The sequence below is a fragment of the Pseudofrankia inefficax genome, assembly GCF_000166135.1.
GTDB classification, from domain to species: Bacteria; Actinomycetota; Actinomycetes; order Frankiales; family Frankiaceae; genus Pseudofrankia; species Pseudofrankia inefficax.
Window position 1 is genome coordinate 652,062 of record NC_014666.1, and the last position, 24,544, is coordinate 676,605.

Below are 24,544 nucleotides of genomic sequence, written 5' to 3' on the forward strand. Positions count from 1 at the left end.
GGGCAGAATCCCAGGGTCACGAGGCTGTAGAAGAAGATTTTTCCGTTAGCCCCAGGTCGGGCTCGGCGCTGGGCCTGGGGACGGCGACCGTTTCCGGAGCCGTTGGGCCCGCGGCCGGGCCGCCTTCGCTCAGGCCGATCCGGTTGTGCAGCCGGCGCAGCGGGGCGGGCGCCCACCAGTTGACGTCACCGGCGACCCGCATGAACGCGGGAACCAGAACGCCACGCACCAGGCTCGCGTCCAGGACGATGGCCAGCGCCGTCGCCAGGCCGAACATCTGCATGAACCGGACCGAGCCGGTCGCGAACGCCGCGAAGGTCACGGCGAGCAGCAGGGCGGCGGTGGTGACGATCCGGCCGGTGCGGGCGAGGCCCGCGGCGACGGCCTCGGCGTTCGGGGTGCCGGCGTCGTGCTCCTCCTTGATCCGGGAGAGCAGGAAGACCTCGTAGTCCATCGACAGGCCGAAGGCGATGCAGAACAGCAGCACCGGCATCGAGGTGTCCAGCGGTCCCGGGGTGAAGCCGAACAGGCCGGAGAGGTGCCCGTCCTGGAAGATCCAGACCGAGACGCCCAGGACGGCGCCGAGTACCAGGCCGTTGAGTACCAGCGCCTTCAGCGGGAGCACGACGCTGCCGGTGAACAGGAACAGCAGCACGAACGTCGCCAGCGCGATCAGCCCGATGGCCAGCGGGAGGCGCGAGCCGATCGCGTGCTTACCGTCGACGAGACCGGCCGAGACTCCGCCGACCAGGACCTGGGTGCCGGGTGGCGCGGGCAGCGCGCGGGCGGCGTGGGCCATCCGCTCGCCGCTCGCCGACATCGGGTCGATCGAGGGGACGACCTGCAGGTAGGTCGCGCCGTCGGCCGCGAACCTGGCGTCCGCTGGGCCGGGCGGACTCGTGCGCGCTCCGTGCTGGAAGGCGCCCGCGGCGCTGTCGACGCGGCCGACGCCGGGCAGCCGGGACAGTGCTGCGGCGTAGCTCGTGAGGGTCGCCTCGCTGGTCGGGCCGTTGACGACGATGTTCATCGCCCCGCTGACGTTGGACCCGAAGTCCGCGCGCAGCACGTCGCCGACCTGCCGGCTCGGCGCGGCGTTGAGCACGCGGTCGTCCGGGGTGGCGAAGGAGACGTGCAGCACCGGCGCGGCGAGCAGGAGCAGCAGCGCGACCACCGGCAGGCCGGCGAGCAGCGGCCGGCGCATCACCCTCGTCGCGACGCCCCGCCAGAACGGCGACTCCGTGGCCTCACGCGGGACGTCGCTGGCCGCGCCCCGCTCGGCGGTGCGCTGGCGGCGGACCAGGCCGATCAGCCCCCTGACCGGCAGCGCGTTGACCCTCTCGCCAAGCAGCAGCAGCACCGCCGGCAGCACCAGCACCGCGGTCAGCATCGTGACCAGGGTGACGGCGATGCCGGCGTAGGCCATGGACTTCAGGAAGTACGGCGGGAAGACGAGCATCACGGCTAGCGCGACGATGACGGTCGCGCCGCTGAACAGGATGGTCCGGCCCGCGGTGCGCACGGTCGCGATCACGGCCGCCCGCTTCTGGATGCCGGTGAGGGGCTCCGCGGAACCGCGCCGCACGGCGGCGAGCTCCTCGCGGTAGCGACTGACCATCAGCAGGGCGTAGTCGATGCCGAGGCCCAGGCCCATCGCGGTGGCCAGGTTGACGGCGAAGATCGAGACATCCGTCAGGGAGCCGATCACCGACAGCGCTGCGAAACCGCCGAGGATGCCGATGAGCCCGACGCCCAGCGGCAGCGCCGCAGCGACCACGCCCGCGAACGCGACGACCAGCAGCACCAGCGTGATCGGGATCGCGATGGACTCGGCGGTGCTGAGGTCCTTGGTCACCTGGGCGTTGACGTCCCGGTTGACGCCGGCTCGCCCGCCCGGTCGCACGGTGACCGGGCCGTCGTCGGCGGCCTTCTCGATCTTCGTGGCGACGGCCTTGGCGTGGTCGTCGTCCACCGACGCGACGACGAGCGCCTCACGCCCGTTGGTGGAGCGCAGCGCGGCCCCGGCTCCGGTCCAGTACGAGACGACGCCCCGCACACCGGGCTCCTTGCCGAGCTCGGCCGCCAGTGAACGCCCGGCGGCGGCCACGGCCGGGTCGTCGACGCTGCCCGAGCGGGCGGTGACGAGCAGGACGAGGTTGGGAGTGCCGCCGAAGCGGGTGTCCACCTCGTTCGCCGCGCGGGTCGAGTCGGACTTCGGGTCGTCGAAGCCGTTGGACAGCAGCTTGCCGAACGCGCCGACACCGAGCACCGCGGCGCCGAGGACGAACAGCAGGGCGACGGTCAGGACGATCCGGGGCCGGCCGGTCACACCCCGGGCAAGACGAGCGAACACTGTTGCCTCCTGAGAGCTACACTCGCTGGAGAGAACACTGTTCGCTTGCGTGAGCCCTGTCAATACCGTGAACGCTGGCAATAGAAAAGTTGGGCCCTTGCTGGAAAGATGGCCGAGATGAATCCACTGGCCCCCCGCCGCGAGCGGTTGCGCGCAGCGACGATCGCGGAGATCAAGCAGGCCGCGCGCGACCAGGCCGCCACGGGCGGGGTCGGCGCGATCTCGTTGCGTGGCGTGGCCAAGGCCATGGGGATGGCGCCGTCGGCGCTGTACCGGTACTTCGACAGCCATGACGTGTTGGTCACCGAGCTGTGCGCGGACGCCTTCGCGTCACTCGCGGACGCGCTGGAGGCGGCGTACGTCGTCGAGCGGGACATCGACCATGCCCGCCGGTGGCTGTCGCTCGCCCGTGCCTACCGCCGCTGGGCACACGAGCACGAGACCGAGTACATCCTGCTGTTCGGCCCGCGCTCGACCCTCGACCTGGACGACAAGTCGGGCCGCTGCGGGGCCGAGATGCGCCGGGCGGTCGGCGTGCTGTTCCAGTGCATGATCACGGAGATCGCCGCGGGCGTCATCGACCCGTCCCATCTGGACGCGGGCCTCAAGCCGGAACTGCGGGAGCGGCTGGCGGCCTGGGGGGTCGAGGAGGGCGCGCCGATCTCCTCGGCCGCGCTGGCCGGCTGCCTGATCGTGTGGACCCAGCTGCACGGTTTCCTGTCGCTGGAGCTGTTCGGCCACCTGCCGCCCATTCTCGGGGACGTCTCCGACCTCTACGACCAGCAGATGCTGGACGTGATCGTCCGGATCGGCTACCGCGAGCCCATCGACCTGGCCGCCGTGACGGCCCCCGGCCCGGACCCGGTGACGGTGGCCACCGGGTCCGGGGTCTGAGCCGGTCGGTCTGAGCTGGTCAGGCCGAGGTGCGCATCTTGCGCCCGAGGCTGTCGAGGGCCGCGTGCCGGGCGGCCGCGATCTCCGGCATCCGGGCCTGGTAGGCCGGCGAACTCGCCAGCGGTGGGTAGAAGCCGAGCCGCGGCACGAAGTCGACCTGGTCGTAGCCGGGCGGTCGGCGCAGTGCGTACTGACGACCCGGGAACAGCAGCCCGTAGTCGTCCGCGATCTCGCAGACCGTGGCCAGCGGATCGGTCCGCCGACGCTGGAAGAACGCCTCCAGCACGTCGACCGTGAAACTTATCTCATGAAACTGCTTGACCAGGTCGTGGTAATGCTGGCCGACCTGGTATTTGATCGGCAACTCCACCTGGGCGTATTCCTCCGGCGCCAGCAGGTCCATGGCCAGCACCTTCACGGACGTCTCGACGCCGTAGCCCCGGGAGAACGCCAGCGCGGCGAAGACGTCAGCGTCGAGGGCGAACTCGCCGATCAACGGCTGAACCGTGCTGGTGATGGCCGGAACATAGCCGGACAGCTGCTTCGCGTAGAGCGAGCGCAGCATCTCGGTGGTGCGTCCGCCCGGCTGGCCGCTGCCGGTGAGCCGGGGCGACGCGCCGTTGACGAACATCAGACCCTCGTCCGTGGTCATCGCGGCGGCGAGGCGGCCGACGGTGACTGGGTCGTAGTTCTCCAGGTCCGAGTCGTGGAAGATCAGCCGGCTGCCGAAGGCCAGGTAGGCCAGGCTGCGCATGGCGCCGGCCTTGCCGCCGAACGCCGCGGACTCCGGCCCCGCGTGCCGCGCGAGCACGGCTTCGCCGCGCACCGCCCAGCTCGCGCCGGCTTCCTCGGCGATCTCCACCAGGCCATGCTCGTCACCGTCGGAGGTCGGGTCGACGACGACCCCGATCTCGTCCAGGACGTGCCGGTCCCGCATCCATCGATCTCGGATTCCCGCGATCATGTTGCCCAGGGTGTTGGCGGATTCCGGCCCTCGGGCCGGAATCAGCAGGCTCAGGGTGATGCCCTTCGCGAGCCTGTCCTCCTCGATCGCGTCGAGGTCGAGGGTGGTGGGATCGAGCGTTTGCACGGACGCCCCTCTCTGGTGACCTTGTGTGCCCGGGAACATCCCCCTCCGACCGGCTAACGGGTGAGTCGCATCTGGTGTCGAAACCCTGCTGGCACGGGGGTCGGCCACCAGGTGTGAGTCGCGCCGAACTCCCACCACCCCGCGCCGCGGCACGTGTTACGACAACGTCCGCCTTCGCCCGGCCCAGCGCACTCGTGCGCGGGGCTCGTTGCACCCGCCGACCGAAACAGGCCCTCTCCTTCTGACGGTGCGCTCGTCGACCGTCGCGCGTCGTCGACAACATGCGGAACGTCAAAGTATCCGCTTCGACCCATTGGTCCCAGCCGGGCGCGACGCGGGCAACATCTCTCACAACACAAGCTCGGACCGTTGACGGTCTTGGCACCGTGGTCACCGCATCGTCACGGCTGGACCTCGACTGTCGCGCTTCGTCGCAATGGGACGGCCGTATCCGGAGTTCCGGTGCGCGTTACGGCGTACCCGCCTTGCCTGGATCGATGCGTCCCCGATCGGTGTTCGTCCATCGATCTTCCGTTGATCATTTGATTGTGTCGAGACCCCAGGGCCTTCTTGATGGTCTCCCCGCGACGCCGGGGCACCGAGATCTGACGCCAAGCCGACATCGAGTCGCCACCTGGCGTCCTCTGGGCAACGCGAGACCCCGGCCGCGCCGAGAGGGCGGACCGGGGCTGTCGGAGGCTGCGGCGGCCGGCGCGGAGCTGGTCGGGGTACCGGCGGGGCTCAGGCGGCGGAGACGCCGGGCTTGCCGGGATCGGGTTCGGTGGCCGGAGCGGGAGTGACCACGAGGTCGAACCACAGGTACTTGCCGTGATCGGCCGTGACCGCGCCCCAGCTGCCGGCGAGGGCGTCCAGCACGAGCAGGCCGCGGCCGCCCTCCGAGTCGTCGTCGACGGCGCGCCGCTCGGGCAGTGAGGTCGAGGTGTCGGAGACGGAGGCGTGCACCAGGCCGGGGCGTAGCTCGACCAACAGCCAGACCGGGGGCTGGCCGTACTTCACCGCGTTGGTCACCAGCTCGCTGACGAGCAGCTCGGCGACGGCGGTGGCGTCCTCGTCCAGCCCGGCGCTCCGCAGCGACTCGCGCAGCACGTGGCGCGCGCGCGGGACCGCGGACGGCAGATACGGCAGTTCCGCCAGGATGTGGGTCGCCTGTGGCGTTGTCGAACCTGCCCGGCGCACCACGTCCACCGACACCAGCTCCCCCTTGGACTCCGCGCGCGGTACCGGTGTCATAGCGCACGGGCCGGCGACAGCGTGCCTGAAACCGGAGGGGGTTCCTGCGGCACGCTCATCGACCACCACATCGCAGCGAGGACATCCGGAACGTTGTACCCGGTCAGGACGGTCCGGAAGCATCCGGGAGGATCCGAGTTTCGGTTTCCGCTCCTGACCCGCTCCACCGGCAGTCCGACCACCCGCCGGACGGCCCGGCACGGTCTGCCCGGGTCCGGCCAGCCAGAACGCGGGTGACAATGTCGGCTTCGTCCTGGTAACGCCTTGTCGGCCTTTCGGGAATGACGGTCGGTCATCACCGGCGGGCCACTGACAGCCTCCTACCCCGCTACCCCCCGTCGCAACCACCGGCGCAACATCGCTACGGAGAGTCGCGATCGGTGGACATCTTGCCCGGCAAAACGGGACGCAACGGACCTGATCGCGAATCCCGGCCCGGTACCACCTTTGGGTAGGTGGGTCACTCCTAGTAGCTGCTAGCCGGAGGCCGGGGTGCGCAGGACGACGATCGCGACATCGTCGCGCAGGTTGCCGCCGGCGAACCGGTCGGCCGCCGCCCTGACGCGGTCGGCGATGCCCTGCGCCGAGAGGCCCGCGCAGTCGACGACCGCCTCCAGCAGCCGCTGTTCGCCAAGCAGCTCCCGGCCGGCCCGGGCCTCGACCACGCCGTCGGTGTAGAGCACCAACGCGTCCCCCGAGCACAGCTCGACGTCCACCGACGGGAAGGTCACCTCGTCGTCGTCCAGGACGCCAAGCAGCGTCCCCGGCACGCCGACATACGACGCGGTCCCATCGGCGCGCAGCAGGACCGGCTGGGGGTGGCCGGCCAGGTGCAGCACGAGGTGGACCCCGCGCTGCGTCGGCTCGGCCAGGCTCGCGGTCGCCAGCGTGCAGAACCGCGGCTGGCCGTGTGGGTACGCCGTCGCCGTGTCGCGCAGCGTCCGGTTGAGATCGCCGAGGATCTGGCCGACGGGGGTGGCCTGCCCGGTGAGCAGCCGCAGCACCGCGCGGGCCACTCCGGTCACGGTGGCCGCCTCGGCGCCCTTCCCACAGACGTCGCCGATCGCGACGGTCCAGCCGTTCGGCCCCGGCATCAGGTCGAAGAAGTCGCCGCCGACGTCGAGGCCGGCCGACTGGGCCGCCCCGTAGGCCGCCCCGAGGTCGAGCCCCGGGATCTCGGGCAGTACCGGCGGGCGCAGACCGGCCTGCAGGCCGTCGGCCAGCTCCACCTGCCGGCTGTAGAGCCGGGCGTTGTCCACCGCGAACGCGGCCCGGCGGGCCAGGTCGGCGAGCAGGTCGGCGTCGTCGGCGGTGAAGGAGCCGCCGACGTCGCGGCCGACGGCGACCATGCCCAGGACCCGGCGGCGAGCGCGCAGCACCGCCACGAGGACAGGGCCGTCCGGGGTGCTCACCTGCCGCACCGGGGTGGTGCCCGCGCCACGGACCGCGATCATCAGCGGGCCGGTCAGATCGGTCGCGGTGTCCGACAACGCCGGCTCCGCGGCCTCCTCGGCGTGCGCGACGGCGGCCAGCGTCGGGTTGCCGTCGTCGCGGCGCAGGTACACGGCGCACCAGCGGCCCAGCCGGGGGACCGGCAGGTGGGCCAGCATCGACAGGGTGTGCTCCAGCTCAAGGCTGCCGGCGAGCAGGTCGGACGCCTCGGCCAGGAACGACAGCATCCCGATCCGGCGCTCCTCGGCCTGGCGCATGTCGCCGCCGCCGAGCGCCAGCGCCATCCAGCGGGCCACCAGCTCGACCCGTTCGAGGTCGACCGCGCCCGGCTGGCCGAGGTAGCCCGGCTGCGTCGGGTCCGGCCAGAGCAGCACCTCCCCGAGGGTGTCCTGGGTCGGGTCGAGCGGGATCGCCACCGCCGCCCCGGCGTCGCCCAGGCCGCCCAGCGAGGCGACGACCTCGGGCCGCGGGTCGTCCTGCGACGGCCGGTGCACCAGCCCACCGGTGACCGGCTGGGTGTCGACGAGCTGGGCGAGCAGTTCGGCGACCTCGCCCTCGGCCGTCAGCGCCCGGGCCGTCGACCGGGAGACGATCCGTGGCACCCGAGGGACCGGCCCGGCGGGCGCCTTGTCGAGCAGCACCGGCGCCCGCCTGCCGGGGCCGCCGCCCTCGGCTCCGGTCGTGGCGGTATGGGTCGTGGCGGGGCCGGAGCCGTTCGTGCCGTGGCCGGGTGGGAACGCCGCCGGGGGCGGGGGATCGGTGGGTACCGCGGTCGGCAGGGTCGGGCCCGCGATCGGGTTGGCCGCCGGCACGGCCCCGGCTCGGGCGGCCTCGGCGCCGGTGCGCTCGCCCGATCCGGCCTGCCGCGGCGTCGACGCGGCCACGGTCGCCGTCGACGTGGGCGTGGATGTGTCGAGAGTCACATCGGTGTCAGGCCCGCTTGGGCCGTCCTGGGGGACGTTCCCGCTCCCGGTGAGCGGCTCGCCGGGCTCGTCCGGTGCCGGCTGGGCAGCGGCGGTAAGGCGGAACCACACGCTCTTGCCGCCGGCCCCGTGCGCCGTCCCCCAGCTGCTGGCCAGCGCGTCGACCAGGGCGAGGCCGCGGCCGTCCTCGCGTAGCCCGCCGAGCCCCGACTCGCTGAACGGGTCGTTCGCGCTGTCCGACCCGCCATTGCCCGGCCGGTGCCTGGCCGCCCCGATCCGCACCGGGTGCAGGTCACGGACCTGGATGGTCAGCTCCCCGACGGGCTCGGCGGTGACGTCGACGGTGGCCGGCGTGCCGGCGTGGACGACCACGTTCGTGACCAGCTCGGTGACCAGGAGCAGGGCGGAGTCGAGCGTGTCCTCGTCCACGGTCCCGCGCAGCGCGGAGAGCAGAAAACGGCGAGCGGACCGGGGCGATTCCGCCGCGGGCGGCAGTGTGATGGTGTGGTGGGGTGGCCGTCCGTCCAGCCCTGCGCCGTCCATGTCGGTCAGTCTCTCCTGTGATGTCCCCGGTAAGGCGGATACTGGCGCCGGGTGTGACCTGCCGAGGGACGAATAGCCACCGCCGGTGTGCTGCCGTAGACCCCGAGGAGACAGATGAGCCTCGACCGTGACCACGAAACGCCGGATGCGCGCCAAGATGATGGTGCCTTGCCCGGTTCGTCGACCAGCCCGAAGGCCGGCTCGGCAGTGGCCGGACACCCGGGGACTACGGACGGCGCGCAGCCGGACACCATGACGACCACCAATGGGCCGGCCCCGAACGGCGGCCCGGGCTCGAACGGGGAGCAGGTGGCGGAGGTCCCCGCGGCCGGCAACGGTGTCGCGACGGGCCTGCTCGACCCGCCCGGGGACGGCCTGGGATCGGGCGGCGGCCCCGTCTCCGTCGACATGCTGCTGTCCGACCTGCTCGCCGGGCTCTCGGGCCTGTGCGACGGCGACTTCACCGTCCGGCTCGGGCACCGCGACGGGCTCGGCGGCGAGGTCGCCCGCCGGTTCGACGAGCTCGCGGCGACGCAGGAGCGGCACTCCCGCGAGCTGGAGCGGGTCAGCAACGTGATCCGCCGAGACGGCCGGCTGACGCAGCGGATGGACGACCTGGGCGGCCGGGACGGCTGGCGCAGCATCACCCGCTCGGTGAACTCGCTGATCGACGACCTGGCCCGCCCGACCCACGAGGTCGGCCGGGTCATCGCGGCCGTCGCCGAGGGCGACCTCTCCCAGCACATGCCGCTGGAGATCGCCGGCCAGCCGGTGCGCGGCGAGTTCCTGCGCATCGGCACGACCGTGAACACGATGGTCGACCAGCTGTCGTCGTTCGCCGACGAGGTGACCCGGGTGGCCCGCGAGGTCGGCACCGACGGCGCGCTGGGCGGCCAGGCGAACGTCAAGGGCGTCTCCGGCGTCTGGCGTGACCTGACCGAGTCGGTGAACTCGATGGCGGGCAACCTGACCACCCAGGTCCGCAACATCGCCCTGGTCACCACCGCGGTGGCCCAGGGCGACCTGTCGCAGAAGATCACCGTCGACGCCCAGGGCGAGATCGCCGAGCTGAAGTCGACCGTCAACACGATGGTCGACCAGCTCTCCGCGTTCGCCGACGAGGTCACCCGGGTGGCCAAGGAGGTCGGCACCGAGGGACGGCTCGGCGGTCAGGCCCAGGTCAAGGGCGTCTCGGGCGTCTGGCGGGACCTGACCGACTCGGTCAACGTCATGGCCGGCAACCTGACCACCCAGGTGCGTGGCATCGCCGAGATGGCGGCCGCCGTGCAGCGCGGCGACCTGACCCGCCAGATCACCGTCGACGCCCGCGGCGAGGTCGCGGCGCTGGCGCACACGCTGAACACGATGGTCGACCAGCTCTCGTCGTTCGCCGACGAGGTCACCCGCGTGGCCTGGGAGGTCGGTACCGAGGGCAACCTGGGTGGCCAGGCGCACGTGCGCGGGGTCTCCGGGGTGTGGCGGGATCTGACCGAGTCGGTGAACTCGATGGCGGGCAACCTGACCGCCCAGGTCCGGAACATCGCGCTGGTCGCGAAGGCGGTGGCCGGCGGCGACCTCTCGCAGAAGATCACCGTCACGGCGCAGGGCGAGATCGCCGAGCTCAAGGAAACCCTGAACACGATGGTCGACCAGCTCTCGTCCTTCGCCGACGAGGTGACGAGGGTCGCCCGCGAGGTGGGTACCGAGGGCAACCTCGGCGAGCAGGCGCACGTGCGCGGGGTCTCGGGGGTCTGGCGGGACCTGACCGAGTCGGTGAACTCGATGGCCGGCAACCTGACCGCCCAGGTCCGCAACATCGCGCTCGTGACGACCGCGGTCGCCAACGGCGACCTGTCCCAGAAGATCACCGTCAACGCCGAGGGTGAGATCGCCCGGCTCAAGGACACCGTCAACACGATGGTCGACCAGCTCTCGTCGTTCGCCGACGAGGTCACCCGGGTGGCCCGCGAGGTGGGCACCGAGGGCAAGCTGGGCGGCCAGGCGACGGTCACCGGGGTCGCCGGCACCTGGCGCGACCTGACCGACAACGTCAACCAGCTCGCGTCCACGCTGACCACCCAGCTGCGGGCGATCGGCGACGTGTCCACGGCCGTGACCCGCGGTGACCTGACCCGGTCGATCTCGGTCGAGGCCGAGGGCGAGGTCGCCGAGCTCAAGGACAACATCAACCAGATGATCACCCGGCTGCGCGAGACGACCGATCTCAACGCGCAGCAGGACTGGCTGAAGTCGAACCTGGCCCGGATCGGCAGCAAGATGCAGGGCCAGCGCGACCTGTACGCGGTCTGCCAGATGATCATTTCCGAGATGACCCCGGCGGTGAACGCCCAGCAGGGCACGGTCTACCTGCTCGACTTCATCGAGGGCGACAAGCTGCGCTACGTCGCCGGCTACGGCTCGGTGCCCCGGCGGCGCTCGGACGGCACGTTCCTGTTCGGCGAGGGCCTGATCGGCCAGGCGGCGGTCGAGAAGACCCGGATCCGGGTCGAGAAGGTGCCGCCGGGCTACCTGACGATCCGCAGCGGCCTGGGCAGCGCGCCGCCGAGCGACCTGGTCGTCGTGCCGGTGCTGTTCGAGAACCAGGTGCTCGGCGTGATCGAGCTGGCCAGCTTCACGCCGTTCTCCGACCTGCACCTGACGCTGGTCGACCAGCTCGTCGACACCATCGGCGTCGTGCTCAACACGATCATGGCGAACGCCCGGACGGAGGAGCTGCTGGCCCAGTCGCAGCGCCTCACCCAGGAGCTGCGCAGCCAGTCGGTCGAGCTGCAGCGCACCAACGCGGAGCTGGAGGAGAAGGCCCAGCTCCTGGAGGAGAAGAACACCGAGATCGAGCAGGCCCGCACCGGCCTGGAGGAGAAGGCCGAGCAGCTGGCCCTGTCCTCGCAGTACAAGACCGAGTTCCTGGCCAACATGAGCCACGAGCTGCGGACCCCGCTGAACAGCCTGCTGATCCTGGCGAAGCTGCTGGCCGACAACCAGGACGACAACCTGACCTACCAGCAGATCGAGTTCGCCAGGACGATCCACTCGTCCGGCTCCGAGCTGCTCATGCTGATCAACGACATCCTCGACCTGTCGAAGGTCGAGGCCGGCAAGATGGACGTCGAGGCGACGGCCGTGGGCACCGCGGCCATGTGCGACGCCCTCGCCCAGGCGGTCCGGCCGGTGGCCGAGGTGAAGGGCCTCACGTTCGAGGTCCAGGTCGCGGACGACGTGCCGGCCGAGTTCGTCACCGACGAGCAGCGCATCCAGCAGGTGCTGCGCAACCTGCTGTCGAACGCGGTGAAGTTCACCGACTCCGGCACCGTGCGCCTCGACGTCACGGTCGCCTCGTCCGACGGCCCGTTCATCGTGCCGAGCCTGCGCTCGGCGCCGACGGTGCTGTCGTTCGCCGTCTCCGACACCGGCATCGGGATCGCGACGGACAAGCTGCGCATGATCTTCGAGGCCTTCCAGCAGGCGGACGGGACGACGTCACGGCGCTACGGCGGCACCGGCCTCGGCCTGTCGATCAGCAAGGAGATCGCCCGGCTGCTGGGCGGCTCGATCGCGGTCTCCAGCGTGCTGGGCCAGGGCAGCACGTTCACCCTGTACGTCCCGTCCGTGATGCCCGCCGACCAGCCGTTCTACGGACCGATCCCCGGCGAGCCGGACGACGTGCTGATCATCATCGGCGGTGACGGGGCGCTGTCCACCGCGGGTGTGCCCTACGGGTCACCCCTCCAGGCTCTCGGCAGCGGCACCGGTGGCGATCCGTGGATCGCGGACCCGGCGCAGGCCGCGCCGTTCACGGGGTCCGCGCCGGTGGCGGCGCCCGCTGGGACGCCGGAGCTGGGCGCGCCATGGCACCCGACCGGCGACCTGGTCGGCGCGGGCGCCAGCCGGCCCAAGCTCGAGTCCTCGATACCGGAGCCGGTCGGCACGCCGTTCCTGACCGAGACCTCGCGGCCGCGCCGGGAGCTCGGCCCCGACGAGGTCGACCCGCTGCAGGGCGCGACGGTGCTGGTCGTCGACGACGACGTCCGCAACGTGTTCGCGCTCACCAGCGCGCTGGAGATGTTCGGCATGCGGGTGCAGTACGCGGACAACGGGCACGACGCCATCAGACTGGTGCAGCAGGCGTCGGTCGCGATCAGACTGGTGCTGATGGACGTGATGCTGCCCGGCATGGATGGCAACGAGACGACGTCGACCATCCGCGCGATGCCGGCGTTCGCCGACCTGCCGATTCTGGTGCTGACCGCGAAGGCGATGCCGGGCGATCGGGAGAAGAGCATCTCGGCCGGCGCGAGCGACTACATCACGAAGCCGGTGGACCTCGACCATCTTCTCTCGGTCATGCGTTCCCACATGTCGGACCGTCCCTAGACGGGCGAATCCGTACAAATCGCCTAGGTTTGCTGTCGTTGGCCGACGTGGGCGCTGCCGGCTGGTGAGGTTTGTGAGGGGGCGGTGGTGACCGGTTGGCGGCGATCGGCGATGGTTGGTGTGTCGGCGGCCGGTGGCGGACGATCCTGGCGACCTCATGACACGCGGCTGATACGACGGTGAACACAAACTGGCGAACATGACCTGGCGAACATGACCTGAAGGAGGAGGACGGCGGGTGACCGAGCGGACCGGCGGTCCTGTCGACCCAGGAGGCGGGCCGAGCACGGAACGGCCGCGGAGCAAGATCCTGTTGGTTGACGACCGGCCCGACAACCTGATGGCGCTGGAGGCGATCCTCGCGTCGCTGGACCAGGAGCTCGTCACCGCCTCCTCTGGCGAGGAGGCGCTCAAGCGGCTGCTCGTCGACGACTTCGCGGTGATCCTGCTCGACGTCCAGATGCCCGGCATGGACGGCTTCGAGACGGCCCACCGGATCAAGCAGCGCGGCCGGACCAGGGATACCCCGATCATCTTCCTCACGGCGATCGACCGCGAGCCGCATCATGCCTTCCGCGGCTACGCCGTCGGCGCCGTCGACTACATCGCCAAGCCGTTCGACCCGTGGCTGCTGCGGGCGAAGGTGAGCGTCTTCGTCGAGCTGTTCGAGAAGAACGAACGGCTCGGCGAACTCGTCCACCAGCGCGGCCAGGATTTCGACCTGATGACCGAGGTCGCCGAACGGCTGATCGCGTTGGACGTGCTGCTGGAGGGCGCCCGGGACGCCTCGCCCGAAGAGATCATCGCCGCCGCCGGCGCCGAGGTCCGCGGCCTCGTCGCCCGCATGAGCCCCTTCGCCCGCTCCACCCCGACCACCTGACCCGACTGGCCCGGCGCCCCGCGGCGCTTCGTCGCGCTCAAGATCGCTACTTCGGCCCTCTGGTGGTCGTAAAACCGGCCTGATGACGACCACCAGAGGGTCAGATCGGCGATCACGGGCGGCGGTCCGGTGCGGGAAGGCTGGCCGCGCGGTGTCGTCAGGAGCGGACGAGGCGGGCGATGGCGGCGCTCGCTTCGCGCAGTTTCGCCTCGGCGACCGGCCCGCCCTCGGCGGCGGCGTCCGCGACGCAGTGGCCCAGGTGGTCCTCCAGCAGGCCCAGGGCCACGGACTGCAGGGCGCGGGTCACCGCGGCTACCTGGGTCAGGATGTCGATGCAGTACTTGTCATCGGACACCATCCGCTGCAGCCCGCGGACCTGGCCCTCGACCCGGCGCAGCCGGGCCAGGTAGTCCTCCCGGTGGTGGCTGTAGCCATGCGGGGGCGCCGGTTCCGCGACGGCTGACGTCGCGCCGGCGGCTGGGTCCGCGCCGGGACCGGGCTCCGTGCTGGCGACTGGGTTCTGGCCGGTAGGTGGGTTCCGACCAGCGGTTGGGTCCACCTCGCCGCCCGTGCGCGGGCTCGTCGACATGCCACACCCCGTCCCGATGCCCGTGAGTACCCCCCGAGAGTACGCAGGGACCTCGGAACGGGGTGTGGCACACAGCCGCCGACCGGGGCCGTAGCGTGCCGCGCTCCTCCCGGCCCGGAGAGGTCAGGCGTTGACCGGCGCGCCGACGGACGCCAGCAGGGCGTCCGAGGTCGCGACGGCGCCGAACACGCCACCCTGCATCTTGACCATGTTCAGGGCGGCCAGGTAGTTGCCGTAGTCGGTCGCGCCGGTGCAGTCGGACAGCAGCAGGCACTCGTAGCCGCGGTCGTTCGCGTCCCGCATCGTGGTGTGCACGCAGACGTCGGTGGTGATGCCGGTGAGGATGATGTGCGTGATCCCGGCCCGGTTCAGCACGAGGTTGAGGTCGGTCGCGTAGAAGGAGCCCTTGCCCGGCTTGTCGATGACGACCTCGCCCGGCAGCGGCGCGACCTCGTCGACGATCTCCCAGCCGGGCTCGCCGCGGGTGAGGATCCGGCCCTGCGGGCCCTCGTCGCCGATGCCGGCGCCGATGTTCTTCGAGCGCCACAGCTTGTTCGGCGGGCAGTCGGACAGGTCAGGCCGGTGGCCCTCGCGGGTGTGGATGATGAAGAAGCCGAGCGGGCGCAGCGCCTCGAGCAGCCGCGCGGTCGGGGCGAGCCCGGCCCGGGTGAGCTCCAGGTCGTAGCCCATCGCGTCGACGTAGCCGCCCTTGCCGCAGAAGTCGACCTGCCAGTCGATGTTGATGACGGCGGTCGTCGCGGCGGTGAACGTGCCGTTGTACGGCCAGGCGTAGGGCTCAGCGTCCACCGTGCCGAACACAGCTGGCCCGTTCGTGGCCCCCGATGTCGCAGTCGCGGTCTCGGTGTCGGTCATCGTGGTCCTTTCGCTGGCCCGGCGCTCGCCGGCGGAGATCAGGTCAGCCGAGGCGCCGGATGGGAGTGATCGCCGTTTTCATCCTCAAGTGGTCGTGAATCGGGTCTTCTCGCGACCATTCGAGGGCCAAAACGGCGATCAGGTTTGGGGTCGGAGCGGGCGGCCGGTCGGCCCGCGCCGTCCGGTCCCTGCGTGGGACGGCGACGGCGCGGGCCAGCGGGCGGATCAGGGCAGCCGGGTGGTGGGACCCGGTGGGATCAGGACTTGGGGAGCTGGCCGACGACGCCGTCGACGAAGTAGTCGATGGTGTCCAGCGTCGCGTAGTCCGGCACCGTTCCGGCGGGAATTCGGACTTTTCCGTCCTGGTCGGTGACCGGTCCGACGAACGGCGAGCCGTCCGCGGCCGAGATCTTCGTCTTGGCCGCCGCGATGGCGTCCTTGGTCTCCTGGGTGACCGACGGGCCGAACGGCGACTGGATGAACGGGTTCTCACCGTTCTTGTAGCCGACCCGGTAGTTGGCGTTGTACTTGCTGCCGGTGAACGTGCCGGCCTCCGCCGTCTTCACGATGTCGGTGTAGAGCGGGCCCCAGGCCCACTGCGAACCGGTGAGCCAGCCCTTCGGCGCGAGCGACGAGGCGTCCGCGTGGTAGCCGACGGTGTAGGCGCCCGCGGCCTCGGTGGCCTTGATGACGGTCGCGGTGCAGTCCTGGTGCTGGGTGATGACGTCGACGCCCTGCGACAGCAGGCTCTGGGTGGCCTGCGCCTGCTTGGCCGGGTCACACCAGTTCGACGTGTTGACGGTGTAGGTCTTCGCGGCCGGGTTGACCGACTTCGCGCCGAGCTCGAAGGCGTCGATGTTCGCGATGGTCTGCGGGATCGGGAACGCGTAGACGTAGCCGAGCTTGTTCGTCTTGGTGGCCTTGCCGGCGGCGATACCGGCGAGGTAGACGGGCTCGTACACGGTGCCGAAGTAGGTGCCGACGTTCGCCGTGACCTTGCCGTTGGCGATCACGTTGCCCTGCTGGACGACCACGACGTCCGGGTGCTCGGCCGCGACCTTCAGGGCCGCGTCCAGGTGCCCGTAGCTGGTGGCGAAGATGATTTTCGCGCCCTTCTGGATCATGGAGTCCATGACCCGGGCCGCGTTGTCGTCCTCGGGGACGTTCTCGGCGGTGATCACCTGGAGGTCCGGGAACGCCTTCTTGACCTCCTGGCTGCCCTCGTAGGCGGCCTGGTTGTAGCCGTAGTCGTCCTTCGGGCCGACGAAGATGAAGCCGACGGCCTTGCTGCCCTTGCCGGGCGCCGACGATCCGGACGCCCCGCTGGTGGTGGAGTCGTGCGACGCGGCGCTGCTGCAGCCGGCGGCCGCGAGGGTGAGCGCGGCAGCCAGCGCGGTGCACGCGACTGTCGCACGCCGGAAGCGGAATCTCATGCGAGTGGGTCCTTTCCCATGGCAGGCAGGGAAGTGGGGAGCCGAGAAGCCTCGGCTGTTTGCTGGAAAGCAAAGGCGGGTGCCGGGGACAGGCAGGCACGGACGGGCGGTGGAGGTGCCTGCCCCGGGCGGCTCCGGGGCAGGCGGCGAGAACCGGTTCAGCTCGCGGCTGATCGGTGGGGGAGAGCGGGGTCTAGGTCGTTCTGGTCTCGAAGACGCGGCGCAGCTCGTCCGGAGCGGCCAGCAGCGTGCGTTTCCCGAGGATGGCCAGGACGAGGATCGTGACGACGAACGGGATCGCGTCCAGCGCGAACTGGTTGATCCCGTAGCCGCGGGCCTGGAGCGCTGGGGAGAGCGCCAGCGCGGCGCCGAACAGGTACGAGCCGGCCATCACCCGCAGCGGGTTCCAGGTGGCGAAGATGACCAGCGCCACCGCGATGAAGCCCCGGCCGACGGTCATGTTCTCGAACCAGGCGTTCGAGTAGGCGATCGACAGCTGGGCCCCGCCGAGCCCGCACAGGCCGCCGCCGACGATCACCGAGACGTACCGGACCGCGCTGGTCGAGTAGCCGTGCACCAGCAGCACCTCGGAATGCTCGCCCGCCGTGCGGACCAGCAGGCCGACCCGGCTGCGGTAGAGCACCCACCACACGGCCGGCGCCACGAAGTACGACAGGTACGTCAGTGGGTCATGGTCGAACAGGATCGGCCCCAGCCACGGGATGGACGCCAGGCCCGGCACCTTCCACGGGTTGAGCGCGTGGATCTGCCGGCCCACGTAGGCGGCGCCGAACAGGGAGGTCAGGCCGAGCGCGAAGAACATCACCGTCAGGCCCGACGCGAACTGGTTGGCCTTGCGCGCGATGACCAGGATCGCGTGCACGGCCGACAGCGCCGCCCCGGCGCCGATCCCGGCTAGGACGCCGACCCACGCGCTGCCCGAGGTCGCCGTCGCCGCGTACGCGGCCAGGGCGCCGCCGAGCATGCTGCCCTCGGTGCCGAGGTTGATGACGCCGGCCCGCTCCGAGATGGTCTCGCCGAGCCCGGCGTACATGATCGCCGTCCCACCGCCGACCGCGCCGGACAGCACGTCCACCGCCAGGTTGCTCATCGCGCCGTCCCGTTCTTGCGCCGGGCCGTCCAACCGAGAACGGCGATGAGCACGAGGCCCATGAGGATGTTGACCGTCGCGGCCGGCAGCCCCGAGTCGAGCTGGAGGCTGTCGCCGGCGACCGTGATCGCCGCGAGCGCCACGGCGGCCACGACGACGCTCACCGGGTTGTGGCGGGCGAGCCAGCTCGCGAGGAACGCGATGTAGCCGAAGTTGGTGGTGATGCCGGTGCGCAGCTTGTACTCGACGCCGGCGTAGTGGACCATCCCGCCGAGGCCGGCCAGCGCCCCGCCGACGAGCATCGCCGAGAGCAGCAGCATCGCGACCGGGAGCCCGGCCCGCCGGGCGGCCTCCGGGTTGCCGCCGATCACCCGGAGCCGGAAGCCCCAGGTGGTGTAGCGCAGCAGCGCCCAGACGACGGCCGTCGCGATCAGCGCGAAGACGATCCCGATGTGCACCGACGTGGTGCCGAGGTAGGGCAGTTTCGCGGTGTCGGCCAGCTCCGCCGTGGTCGGCTGCCCGGTGCCGTGCGGGTCCTTCCACGGCGAGTAGATCAGGTAGAGCAGCACGTCGAGCGCGATGTAGTTCAGCAGCAGCGTGCTGACGGCCTCGTTGATCCCCACCGTGAGGCGGAGCACGGCCGCGAGGCCGGCCCAGGCGGCGCCTGCCAGCATGGCCGCGACGGCCATCAGGAGCATGGCGAGGCCGCCGCTGAGCTTGTCCCCGAGGGAGATGCCGATTCCGCCGGCGGCGACCGCGCCGATCACGATCTGGCCCTCGCCGCCGACGTTGACCAGCCCGGCCCGCGCCGGCACGACGACGGCCAGCGCCCCGAGCAGCAGCGGCGCCGCCTTGATGAAGATCTGCTCGATCGACTGCGAGTTGGTGAAGGTCGACGTCCAGACGTTCGCGTAGACGCTGGCCGGGTTCGCGCCCTTGGCCAGCAGGAGCACGGTGAAGATGGCGATCGCGCCGGCGAGCGCGAGCGCCCAGCGGGCCGTCGCGCGCCCGGCGCCCGCGAGTCGGCTCTCAGCCGGCGCGGCCACCACGGGCCCAACCGGGGTGGTCGCCTTCGTGAGGACCGTGCCGCCCTCGTCCGGGCTGAACTGCGCCGGAATCGTGGTGTCGGTCATGACTGCTCGCCCCCCGTCTGAGCGTCCGTCTGGGTGCCGCTCGCGGCCGCGGCGGCGGGTGTGGTGTCGGCTGGCTGGTCGGTCGCCGGCCCGGTCGCGGTCATCAGCGCGCCGAGCTCCTGGCGGTTGGTGGTCGCGGCCGCCACGACGCCGGTCAGCCGGCCGGCGCAGAACACCGCGATCCGGTCGGCGACCGCCATCAGCTCGTCGAGGTCCTCGGAGACCACCAGCAGGCCGGCCCCCTCCGCGCGCCTGGCCAGCAACAGCTCCTGGGTGCGCCGGGTGGTGGCGATGTCCAGGCCCCGGCTCGGGTACGCGGCGACGACCAGCGGCGCCTCGCGGCCCAGCGCCCGGGAGAGCATGACCCGCTGGATGTTGCCGCCGGACAGGTCGGCGACCCGGCGGTGCGCCGGGGCCATCCGCAGCTGGACCTTCTCGTTGATGTCGGTCGTGTGCTTGCCGGCCCGCCGCCAGTCCACGCCGATCCGGCGCAGGAACGCCTTCAGGTGAGACAGGGCCATGTGTTCGAGCACTGTCAGCGTCGGGACCACCGCGTCGTTGACCGGGTCCTCCGGCACGTCAACGGCTCCGGCCGCGATCCCCGCGGTCGGGCCGCCGCGGCCGAGCTCGCGGCCGTTCACCCGGACGGTTCCGGCCGAGACGGACCGGGCGCCCACGGCGACCTCGCACAGCTCGCGCTGGCCGCTGCCGGCCACCCCGGCCACCCCGACGATCTCGCCCGGGTTGACGGTGAGGGTGACGTCCCGCAGCGCGGTGACGCCCCGGTCGCCGAGCGCGCTGACGTCGGTCAGCTCCAGGGCCGGCGGGGCGTCGGAGGTGACGGTCGGCCGCTCGGCCGGGAGCGCGGCGACCGTCTGCCCGACCATCGCCTCGATCAGCTCGGCGTCCGTCATCGGCTTCGGGTCGACCCCGGAGAGCACGACGCGTCCGCCGCGCAGCACGGTCACCCGGTCGGCGATCGCCCGGACCTCGGCGAGCTTGTGGGTGACGATCACGATGCCCAGGCCCTGCGCGCGCAGCCCGTTCACCATCGCGAACAGCGCCTCGACCTCGGTCGGAGCCAGCACGCTCGTCGGCTCGTCGAGGATGACGATCCGGGCCCCCGACATCAGCACCTTGAGGATCTCGGTGCGCTGCCGCTCGCCGATGGACAGGTGCCGCACGAGGGCGGTCGGGTCGACGGCCAGACCGTAGGTCTCGCTCGCCTCGGTGATGCGCCTGCGCAGCTCGGCCTGGCGGATCGTGATCCCGGACGTGGCCAGCGCCAGCGCGTAGTTCTCCGTGACGGTGAACGCGGGCACCAGCCGCAGGTCCTGGAAGACCATGCCGATGCCGAGCGCGCGTGCCTGCGTCGGCGAGCCGACGGCGACCTGCTCGCCGGCGACCCGCAGCTCCCCGGAGTCCGGCTTGTACATGCCGTAGATGAGCTTGAGCAGCGTCGACTTGCCGGCGCCGTTCTCGCCGATGAGGGCGTGCACCTCGCCGGGCCGGACGTCGAAGCTCACGTCGGAGTTGGCGAGCACCTCGCCGAACCGCTTGGTGAAATCGGTGACGCGCAGGAGCGGCTCGGCCGTGGCCGTCTGGCCGTCGGGCGCCGTCGCGGTTACCGCTGACACGGCCGGCTCCCGGTGACGGCGTCGATCCGGCCGCGGCCGCCGGCCCGGCTGTGCGGCCGGTCGGCTGGCGGTCGGGACGGGTTTCCGGCGGCGGGCGGTCGAGGGATTGTTTCGGGCCAACGCCCGAACGTGGCTGACATCGCGACCCTTCTTCTGGCGCCTGTACGTGGCCCAGGAGCGCGTCGGGCGAGGCCAGACCGGATTGCCGGGCAGCCGCCGAGCGCGCGACCGATCAGCCGGCTACCGGGATTTCTGCGTCCGGGCAGCCGACAACGGCGACGAGCAGGGTGGCGATGTCACGGCTTCAGCGCGGCGAGCGGCCTCGGCGGAGCGCCATCTGGGTGATTGCGCTAGCGGCCCGCTTCTCCACGACCTCCATCGACTCGCCGACGTGGTTGCGCAGCTTGCGCACCGCCTCGGGCAGGTCGCCGCCGAGCACCGTCTCGACGATGTCGAGATGCTGCTCAATGGTCATGTGGATGCGGTCTTCGGTGAGGAAGTCGTGCATCCGAACGGGCCGGATCCTGGCGTTGATGGCGTCGAGCATGTTGGCCAGCTCGACGTTGCCAGACGCACGGCAGAGTGTGAGATGGAATCCTTCGTCAAGCGCGACAAAGGAGGGGTCAGGGTCGGGCGGCGCCTGACGCAGCGCCTCCCAGTTCTCGCGCAGCGGTTCCAGCAGCGCGGGGTCGTGCGGGACGCCGGATTCCAGCGCGCGTTCCAGGCTGTGTAGCTCGAGGACGACCCGAATCTCGTAGAGGTCGCGCAGGCCGTCGAGATCCGGCTCGGCCGGGTAGTAGCCCCCGTCCAGCCGCTTCTCGACCAGCCCGTCCCCGGCCAGCCGGGTGAGCGCCTCGCGCACCGGCGTCCGGGAGACCCCGAGCAGGGCCGCGAGCCGCTCCTCGGTCAGCCGGTCGCGGAAGGAGAACTCGCCCGCCATCAGCCGCTGTCGCAGCCCGACGTAGGCGTGTTCCCGCAGGTTGCCGGTCGTGGCGTTGCGGGCCGATGGCGGTCGCGGGGTGAATCGCTCGGTGGGCGCCTGCGCAGTCGACGGCCGCCCCGCGGTCGGTTGCGCACTCGACGGTCGGGCCGTCGGCGGCTGCGTCGGTGTCATGACGCCGAGCATCCGCCATCGAAGACCGACCTGTCGCCGCCGCGTGCCTGATCGAGGCCCGCGCCGGACCGGTCCGGCCGAGCAGCGGCCCCCGAGCGAAGTCGGCCCGACGAGGGCCCACCGCTCGACGACCGCCGGCCCGCCGCCGCGGCGGCGGACGGGAAACTTCGGACACTGCGCAACACCCGTCCCCCCGAATACGAGCCTGTATACAGGCTCGTGTACATGCAGGTGACGGTAAAGATTCCCGTGTTTCCGATCAACCAGCCGATTGTTACGTTCCTGGGTCGGCCCCGCCGGCCCGGGAAGCCGCCCGGACCGGCGGCCCGATGATGTCGAGGGCCCGGCGCGTGGCCACACCGCGCCCGCGGGACGCCCGACGCCGACGGGCTCCCGGTGGGCGACCGGACGGCCCGCATGACGGATGGTCAGGACGAGAGGTGTGACTGTGGGGACGATCACGGCCAGAACGACGCCCGCTCCGTCGTTCCTGCTGCTCCACGGGGCGGCGACCACGGGCGCGATCTGGGCCGGCGTGCGCCGCGCGCTGGGGGACCGACCGGCGTTCGCGCCCGACCGGCCGTCCAGCGGCGATCTCGACAGCGAGCTGGCCGCGGTCCGCGAGGCCGTCGCCCTGGCCGCCGCCGCGACGCCGGCCGCCGCCCGCTCCGTCGACGCCCCCGCGCCGCCCCGGCTGGCCGCGGGCGCGGCCGTCACCACGACCAGGGAGGGGCCGCGGGCAGTCGTGTTCGGCGGGGTGAGCGGTGGCGCGACGCTGGGCCTGGCCGCGCTCGCGACCGGCGTGCCGCTGGCCGCCGCGGTCCTGCACGAGCCGGCCGTCGGCTCGCTGCTGCCGGGGCTGCTCGCGCCGATGGCCGCGGCCTACGCGAGCGGCGGCGTCGCCGCCTTCGCGAGCGCGCTCTACGGTCCCAGCTGGCGGCCGACCGACGGGCCGGCCGATCCCGACGCCGTGGCGCGCGATCTGTCGATGTTCCTGCGCTTCGAACCGGCCGCCCCCGGGCCCACCCCGGGCCCGGTCGTCGTCACGGTCGGCGAGCGCTCACCGGAGATCCGGCACCGCGCGGCGGCGGCGCTGCACCGCGAGCTCGGGCTGGAGGTCCGGGTGCTGGCGGGCTGTGGGCACGCGGCTCACCTTGAGGCCCCGGCTCAGTTCGCCGACCTGCTCGCCGAGATCGCCGCCACGCTGGGCTGACCGCGCCGGCTGGCCGCAGCCGTTGCCCGCGTGACCCGTGCCGCCTGCGCCGGTCCGCCGGGCCGGGTCAGTGGTCGACGTGATGCGGGGGGACGTCGTCGAGCAGCCGGGCGAGGTTGTCGGCCCGCCCGGCGCGCGAGTCCTCGGGGTCGAGCCCGTGCACTGGCTCGTTGTCCCAGTCGAGGTCGCTCGGCCGGAGCCGTGGCCGGGCACCGGCAGCCGCCGACCGAGTGGTGGCCGACGGGCCCGCGGCTTCGCCGGATCCGGGCCCGGGCCCGGGCCCGGATCCGCCGGCGGGGCGGGCGGCGGCATCAACGACAGGGGAGTCGTTACGGGCCTCGTTCTCGCTCGTCATAGTCCGATCCTGCTCATCGCCCGGACGATCCGTCGCGGCGGTTGGCACGGGGATTCCGTCCGGTTGAATTGCTATACCGCAAAACAGTACCTAGCGCCTATCTGGCGTCAGAGCAAAGTGGCTACGATGTCCGCCGTGGACGACGGTGAGCAGTTGGTCGGCATCGGGGACATCGCGTTCCAACTGAAGATCACGCGGCAGGCGGTTGACTACTGGACCCGTAAGGATCCGCGGTTTCCGGATCCGGTGCAGGTCATCAACGCCCCTGCGGGCAGCGGTGCCAAGGGAACGCGGGTCTGGCGCAAGCGCGAGGTCGACGCCTGGATCGTCGAGCACTACCGGCGTCGAAAGCCCTAGCGCGCACTTCCCGCACTCGGCCGCCCTCTTCCGAGAGCCTCGGTGGCTTCGCGTCGTGGCGGCCACAAAGCCGCCCCGCGCGCTCTAAGCGACCGCCGAGACGTCTCCGGGAAGCCGTGCCATCGGCCTTCCCGCTGGCCGTCCGAGGCCTTCTTTGCTTGGCGTCTGACGTCTTTGGTCGACCTGTTAACGGAAGCCCGGCTACCGGTTTAGCTGCTCCGTGGCGGAACGCTGCCTCGAAAGAGGCGCAAAATGTCCCGACTGCGGCATCTGGCTGGATTAGTCTGCCGGCGGCCCACCACGGTCGACCAGGACCGGGTCCCGTGGCGGCGCGGTCGCGAACAGCGGTGCCGAGGCGGTGAGGCCTCGGCCCGTGGCGAGCGGCGGCTGGCGCGGCGGTGGGTCAGGCCGCGCTGGCGGAGGACGTGGCGCTGGTCGAGCCGCTGGTGGCAGGCGCCGCGGCCGGGGCCGGGCTCGTGGTCGACGGCGAGCTGGCGGCGTCGGTCTTCGGCGCCTCCTTGCTCCCGGTGTCGGCCGTGCCGTCCTTCCGCTGCGCGGGCGCGGTCGCCGACGAGCCGGACCGGCTGTCGGTCTTGTAGAACCCGCTGCCCTTGAACACGAGGCCGACCGAGCTGAACACCTTGCGCAACTGGCCCCCGCAGACCGGGCACTCGGTCAGTGCGGCATCGCTGAAGCTCTGCACGGCCTCGAGGTCGTTGCCACAGGCGGTGCAGCGGTACTGGTAAGTGGGCACGGTCTCCCTCGCTGTGTCTATCCGGCCAGGTGCCGGCCTTGTAGATCTGGCCAGTGTCGGACCCGGTCGATCCGGCCGTTTGGCACTCGTAGCTAGCGACTGCCAACTCTAACCGCTCGACCCCCGCTCGCGTTCCGGCTCGGGCCGACGAACCTGTATCCGAACCGTCACACCGAGCCCTGACCAGGCCGGTCTCGGGC

Annotated in this window: 18 protein-coding genes; 5 read left to right on the forward strand and 13 right to left on the reverse strand. The window is 71.6% G+C overall.

Going from position 1 to position 24,544, the window contains the following annotated elements; all coding sequences use genetic code 11:
- Positions 1-16: 16 nt before the first annotated feature.
- Complete coding sequence (locus FRAEUI1C_RS02600; RefSeq protein ID WP_013421726.1) at positions 17-2,350, reverse strand: MMPL family transporter; 2,334 nt, start codon at positions 2,348-2,350, stop codon at positions 17-19.
- Between the two features lie 117 nt (positions 2,351-2,467).
- On the opposite strand from FRAEUI1C_RS02600, the gene FRAEUI1C_RS02605 reads away from it, so the two are divergent.
- Positions 2,468-3,244 carry a TetR/AcrR family transcriptional regulator gene (locus FRAEUI1C_RS02605; RefSeq protein ID WP_013421727.1) on the forward strand — a complete coding sequence of 259 codons (777 nt, stop codon included), beginning with the start codon at positions 2,468-2,470 and terminating at the stop codon, positions 3,242-3,244.
- Between the two features lie 19 nt (positions 3,245-3,263).
- Here FRAEUI1C_RS02605 and FRAEUI1C_RS02610 read toward each other — a convergent pair whose 3' ends face one another.
- From FRAEUI1C_RS02610 to FRAEUI1C_RS02620, 3 genes are all read right to left on the reverse strand, one after another.
- On the reverse strand, positions 3,264-4,334 hold the full coding sequence (locus FRAEUI1C_RS02610) for a glycosyltransferase family protein (RefSeq protein WP_013421728.1): 1,071 nt from the start codon (positions 4,332-4,334) through the stop codon (positions 3,264-3,266).
- Between the two features lie 741 nt (positions 4,335-5,075).
- Positions 5,076-5,585, reverse strand: coding sequence for an ATP-binding protein (locus FRAEUI1C_RS02615; protein ID WP_013421729.1), 510 nt, complete (start codon positions 5,583-5,585; stop codon positions 5,076-5,078).
- Between the two features lie 476 nt (positions 5,586-6,061).
- The gene (locus tag FRAEUI1C_RS02620) at positions 6,062-8,503 is read right to left on the reverse strand and encodes a SpoIIE family protein phosphatase (protein WP_013421730.1); all 2,442 of its coding nucleotides are present in this window, start codon (positions 8,501-8,503) and stop codon (positions 6,062-6,064) included.
- 114 nt (positions 8,504-8,617) lie between these two features.
- Between FRAEUI1C_RS02620 and FRAEUI1C_RS02625 the strand changes: the two genes are divergently transcribed.
- Both FRAEUI1C_RS02625 and FRAEUI1C_RS02630 read left to right on the forward strand, forming a co-directional pair.
- Complete coding sequence (locus tag FRAEUI1C_RS02625; RefSeq protein ID WP_013421731.1) at positions 8,618-12,895, forward strand: hybrid sensor histidine kinase/response regulator; 4,278 nt, start codon at positions 8,618-8,620, stop codon at positions 12,893-12,895.
- Positions 12,896-13,133: 238 nt separating this feature from the next.
- Positions 13,134-13,775, forward strand: coding sequence for a response regulator (locus FRAEUI1C_RS02630; RefSeq protein ID WP_013421732.1), 642 nt, complete (start codon positions 13,134-13,136; stop codon positions 13,773-13,775).
- A 157-nt stretch (positions 13,776-13,932) separates the two neighbouring features.
- On the opposite strand, the gene FRAEUI1C_RS41545 is transcribed toward FRAEUI1C_RS02630, so the two are convergent.
- The 7 genes from FRAEUI1C_RS41545 to FRAEUI1C_RS02665 form a co-directional block, all read right to left on the reverse strand.
- Positions 13,933-14,364, reverse strand: coding sequence for a metal-sensitive transcriptional regulator (locus FRAEUI1C_RS41545; RefSeq protein ID WP_013421733.1), 432 nt, complete (start codon positions 14,362-14,364; stop codon positions 13,933-13,935).
- Between the two features lie 123 nt (positions 14,365-14,487).
- Positions 14,488-15,237, reverse strand: coding sequence for a biuret amidohydrolase (gene biuH, locus FRAEUI1C_RS02640; protein WP_013421734.1), 750 nt, complete (start codon positions 15,235-15,237; stop codon positions 14,488-14,490).
- Between the two features lie 257 nt (positions 15,238-15,494).
- A complete protein-coding gene (locus FRAEUI1C_RS02645) occupies positions 15,495-16,670 on the reverse strand; it encodes a BMP family ABC transporter substrate-binding protein (protein ID WP_013421735.1) in 1,176 nt (391 codons plus the stop codon).
- A gap of 193 nt (positions 16,671-16,863) precedes the next feature.
- A complete protein-coding gene (locus tag FRAEUI1C_RS02650; protein WP_013421736.1) occupies positions 16,864-17,781 on the reverse strand; it encodes an ABC transporter permease in 918 nt (305 codons plus the stop codon).
- The gene (locus tag FRAEUI1C_RS02655; protein ID WP_013421737.1) at positions 17,778-18,914 is read right to left on the reverse strand and encodes an ABC transporter permease; all 1,137 of its coding nucleotides are present in this window, start codon (positions 18,912-18,914) and stop codon (positions 17,778-17,780) included. The genes FRAEUI1C_RS02650 and FRAEUI1C_RS02655 overlap by 4 nt, the downstream gene beginning before the upstream one ends.
- Positions 18,911-20,551: an ABC transporter ATP-binding protein gene (locus FRAEUI1C_RS02660; RefSeq protein ID WP_013421738.1), complete on the reverse strand. Its 1,641-nt coding sequence runs from the start codon at positions 20,549-20,551 to the stop codon at positions 18,911-18,913. Before FRAEUI1C_RS02660 ends, FRAEUI1C_RS02655 begins: the two co-directional genes overlap by 4 nt.
- A gap of 304 nt (positions 20,552-20,855) precedes the next feature.
- Positions 20,856-21,665, reverse strand: coding sequence for a GntR family transcriptional regulator (locus tag FRAEUI1C_RS02665; protein ID WP_013421739.1), 810 nt, complete (start codon positions 21,663-21,665; stop codon positions 20,856-20,858).
- A gap of 442 nt (positions 21,666-22,107) precedes the next feature.
- On the opposite strand from FRAEUI1C_RS02665, the gene FRAEUI1C_RS02670 reads away from it, so the two are divergent.
- A complete protein-coding gene (locus tag FRAEUI1C_RS02670) occupies positions 22,108-22,878 on the forward strand; it encodes an alpha/beta fold hydrolase (protein WP_232425276.1) in 771 nt (256 codons plus the stop codon).
- Between the two features lie 67 nt (positions 22,879-22,945).
- On the opposite strand, the gene FRAEUI1C_RS02675 is transcribed toward FRAEUI1C_RS02670, so the two are convergent.
- The gene (locus FRAEUI1C_RS02675; protein WP_013421741.1) at positions 22,946-23,233 is read right to left on the reverse strand and encodes a hypothetical protein; all 288 of its coding nucleotides are present in this window, start codon (positions 23,231-23,233) and stop codon (positions 22,946-22,948) included.
- A gap of 126 nt (positions 23,234-23,359) precedes the next feature.
- Between FRAEUI1C_RS02675 and FRAEUI1C_RS02680 the strand changes: the two genes are divergently transcribed.
- Positions 23,360-23,590, forward strand: a complete 231-nt coding sequence (locus FRAEUI1C_RS02680) for a hypothetical protein (RefSeq protein ID WP_013421742.1) — start codon at positions 23,360-23,362, stop codon at positions 23,588-23,590.
- Positions 23,591-23,993: 403 nt separating this feature from the next.
- Here the strand turns inward: FRAEUI1C_RS02680 and FRAEUI1C_RS02685 are convergent, their stop codons facing one another.
- On the reverse strand, positions 23,994-24,344 hold the full coding sequence (locus FRAEUI1C_RS02685; RefSeq protein WP_013421743.1) for an FmdB family zinc ribbon protein: 351 nt from the start codon (positions 24,342-24,344) through the stop codon (positions 23,994-23,996).
- Positions 24,345-24,544 lie beyond the last annotated feature (200 nt).

Coding starts and splice junctions, on each gene's coding strand:
- FRAEUI1C_RS02605 (WP_013421727.1), top strand. CDS start 2,468: ATGAATCCACTGGCCCCCCGCCGCGAGCGGTTGCGCGCAGCGACGATC.
- FRAEUI1C_RS02615 (WP_013421729.1), bottom strand. CDS start 5,585: ATGACACCGGTACCGCGCGCGGAGTCCAAGGGGGAGCTGGTGTCGGTG.
- FRAEUI1C_RS02620 (WP_013421730.1), bottom strand. CDS start 8,503: ATGGACGGCGCAGGGCTGGACGGACGGCCACCCCACCACACCATCACA.
- FRAEUI1C_RS02625 (WP_013421731.1), top strand. CDS start 8,618: ATGAGCCTCGACCGTGACCACGAAACGCCGGATGCGCGCCAAGATGAT.
- FRAEUI1C_RS41545 (WP_013421733.1), bottom strand. CDS start 14,364: ATGTCGACGAGCCCGCGCACGGGCGGCGAGGTGGACCCAACCGCTGGT.
- biuH (WP_013421734.1), bottom strand. CDS start 15,237: ATGACCGACACCGAGACCGCGACTGCGACATCGGGGGCCACGAACGGG.
- FRAEUI1C_RS02645 (WP_013421735.1), bottom strand. CDS start 16,670: ATGAGATTCCGCTTCCGGCGTGCGACAGTCGCGTGCACCGCGCTGGCT.
- FRAEUI1C_RS02650 (WP_013421736.1), bottom strand. CDS start 17,781: ATGAGCAACCTGGCGGTGGACGTGCTGTCCGGCGCGGTCGGCGGTGGG.
- FRAEUI1C_RS02655 (WP_013421737.1), bottom strand. CDS start 18,914: ATGACCGACACCACGATTCCGGCGCAGTTCAGCCCGGACGAGGGCGGC.
- FRAEUI1C_RS02665 (WP_013421739.1), bottom strand. CDS start 21,665: ATGACACCGACGCAGCCGCCGACGGCCCGACCGTCGAGTGCGCAACCG.
- FRAEUI1C_RS02675 (WP_013421741.1), bottom strand. CDS start 23,233: ATGACGAGCGAGAACGAGGCCCGTAACGACTCCCCTGTCGTTGATGCC.
- FRAEUI1C_RS02680 (WP_013421742.1), top strand. CDS start 23,360: ATGTCCGCCGTGGACGACGGTGAGCAGTTGGTCGGCATCGGGGACATC.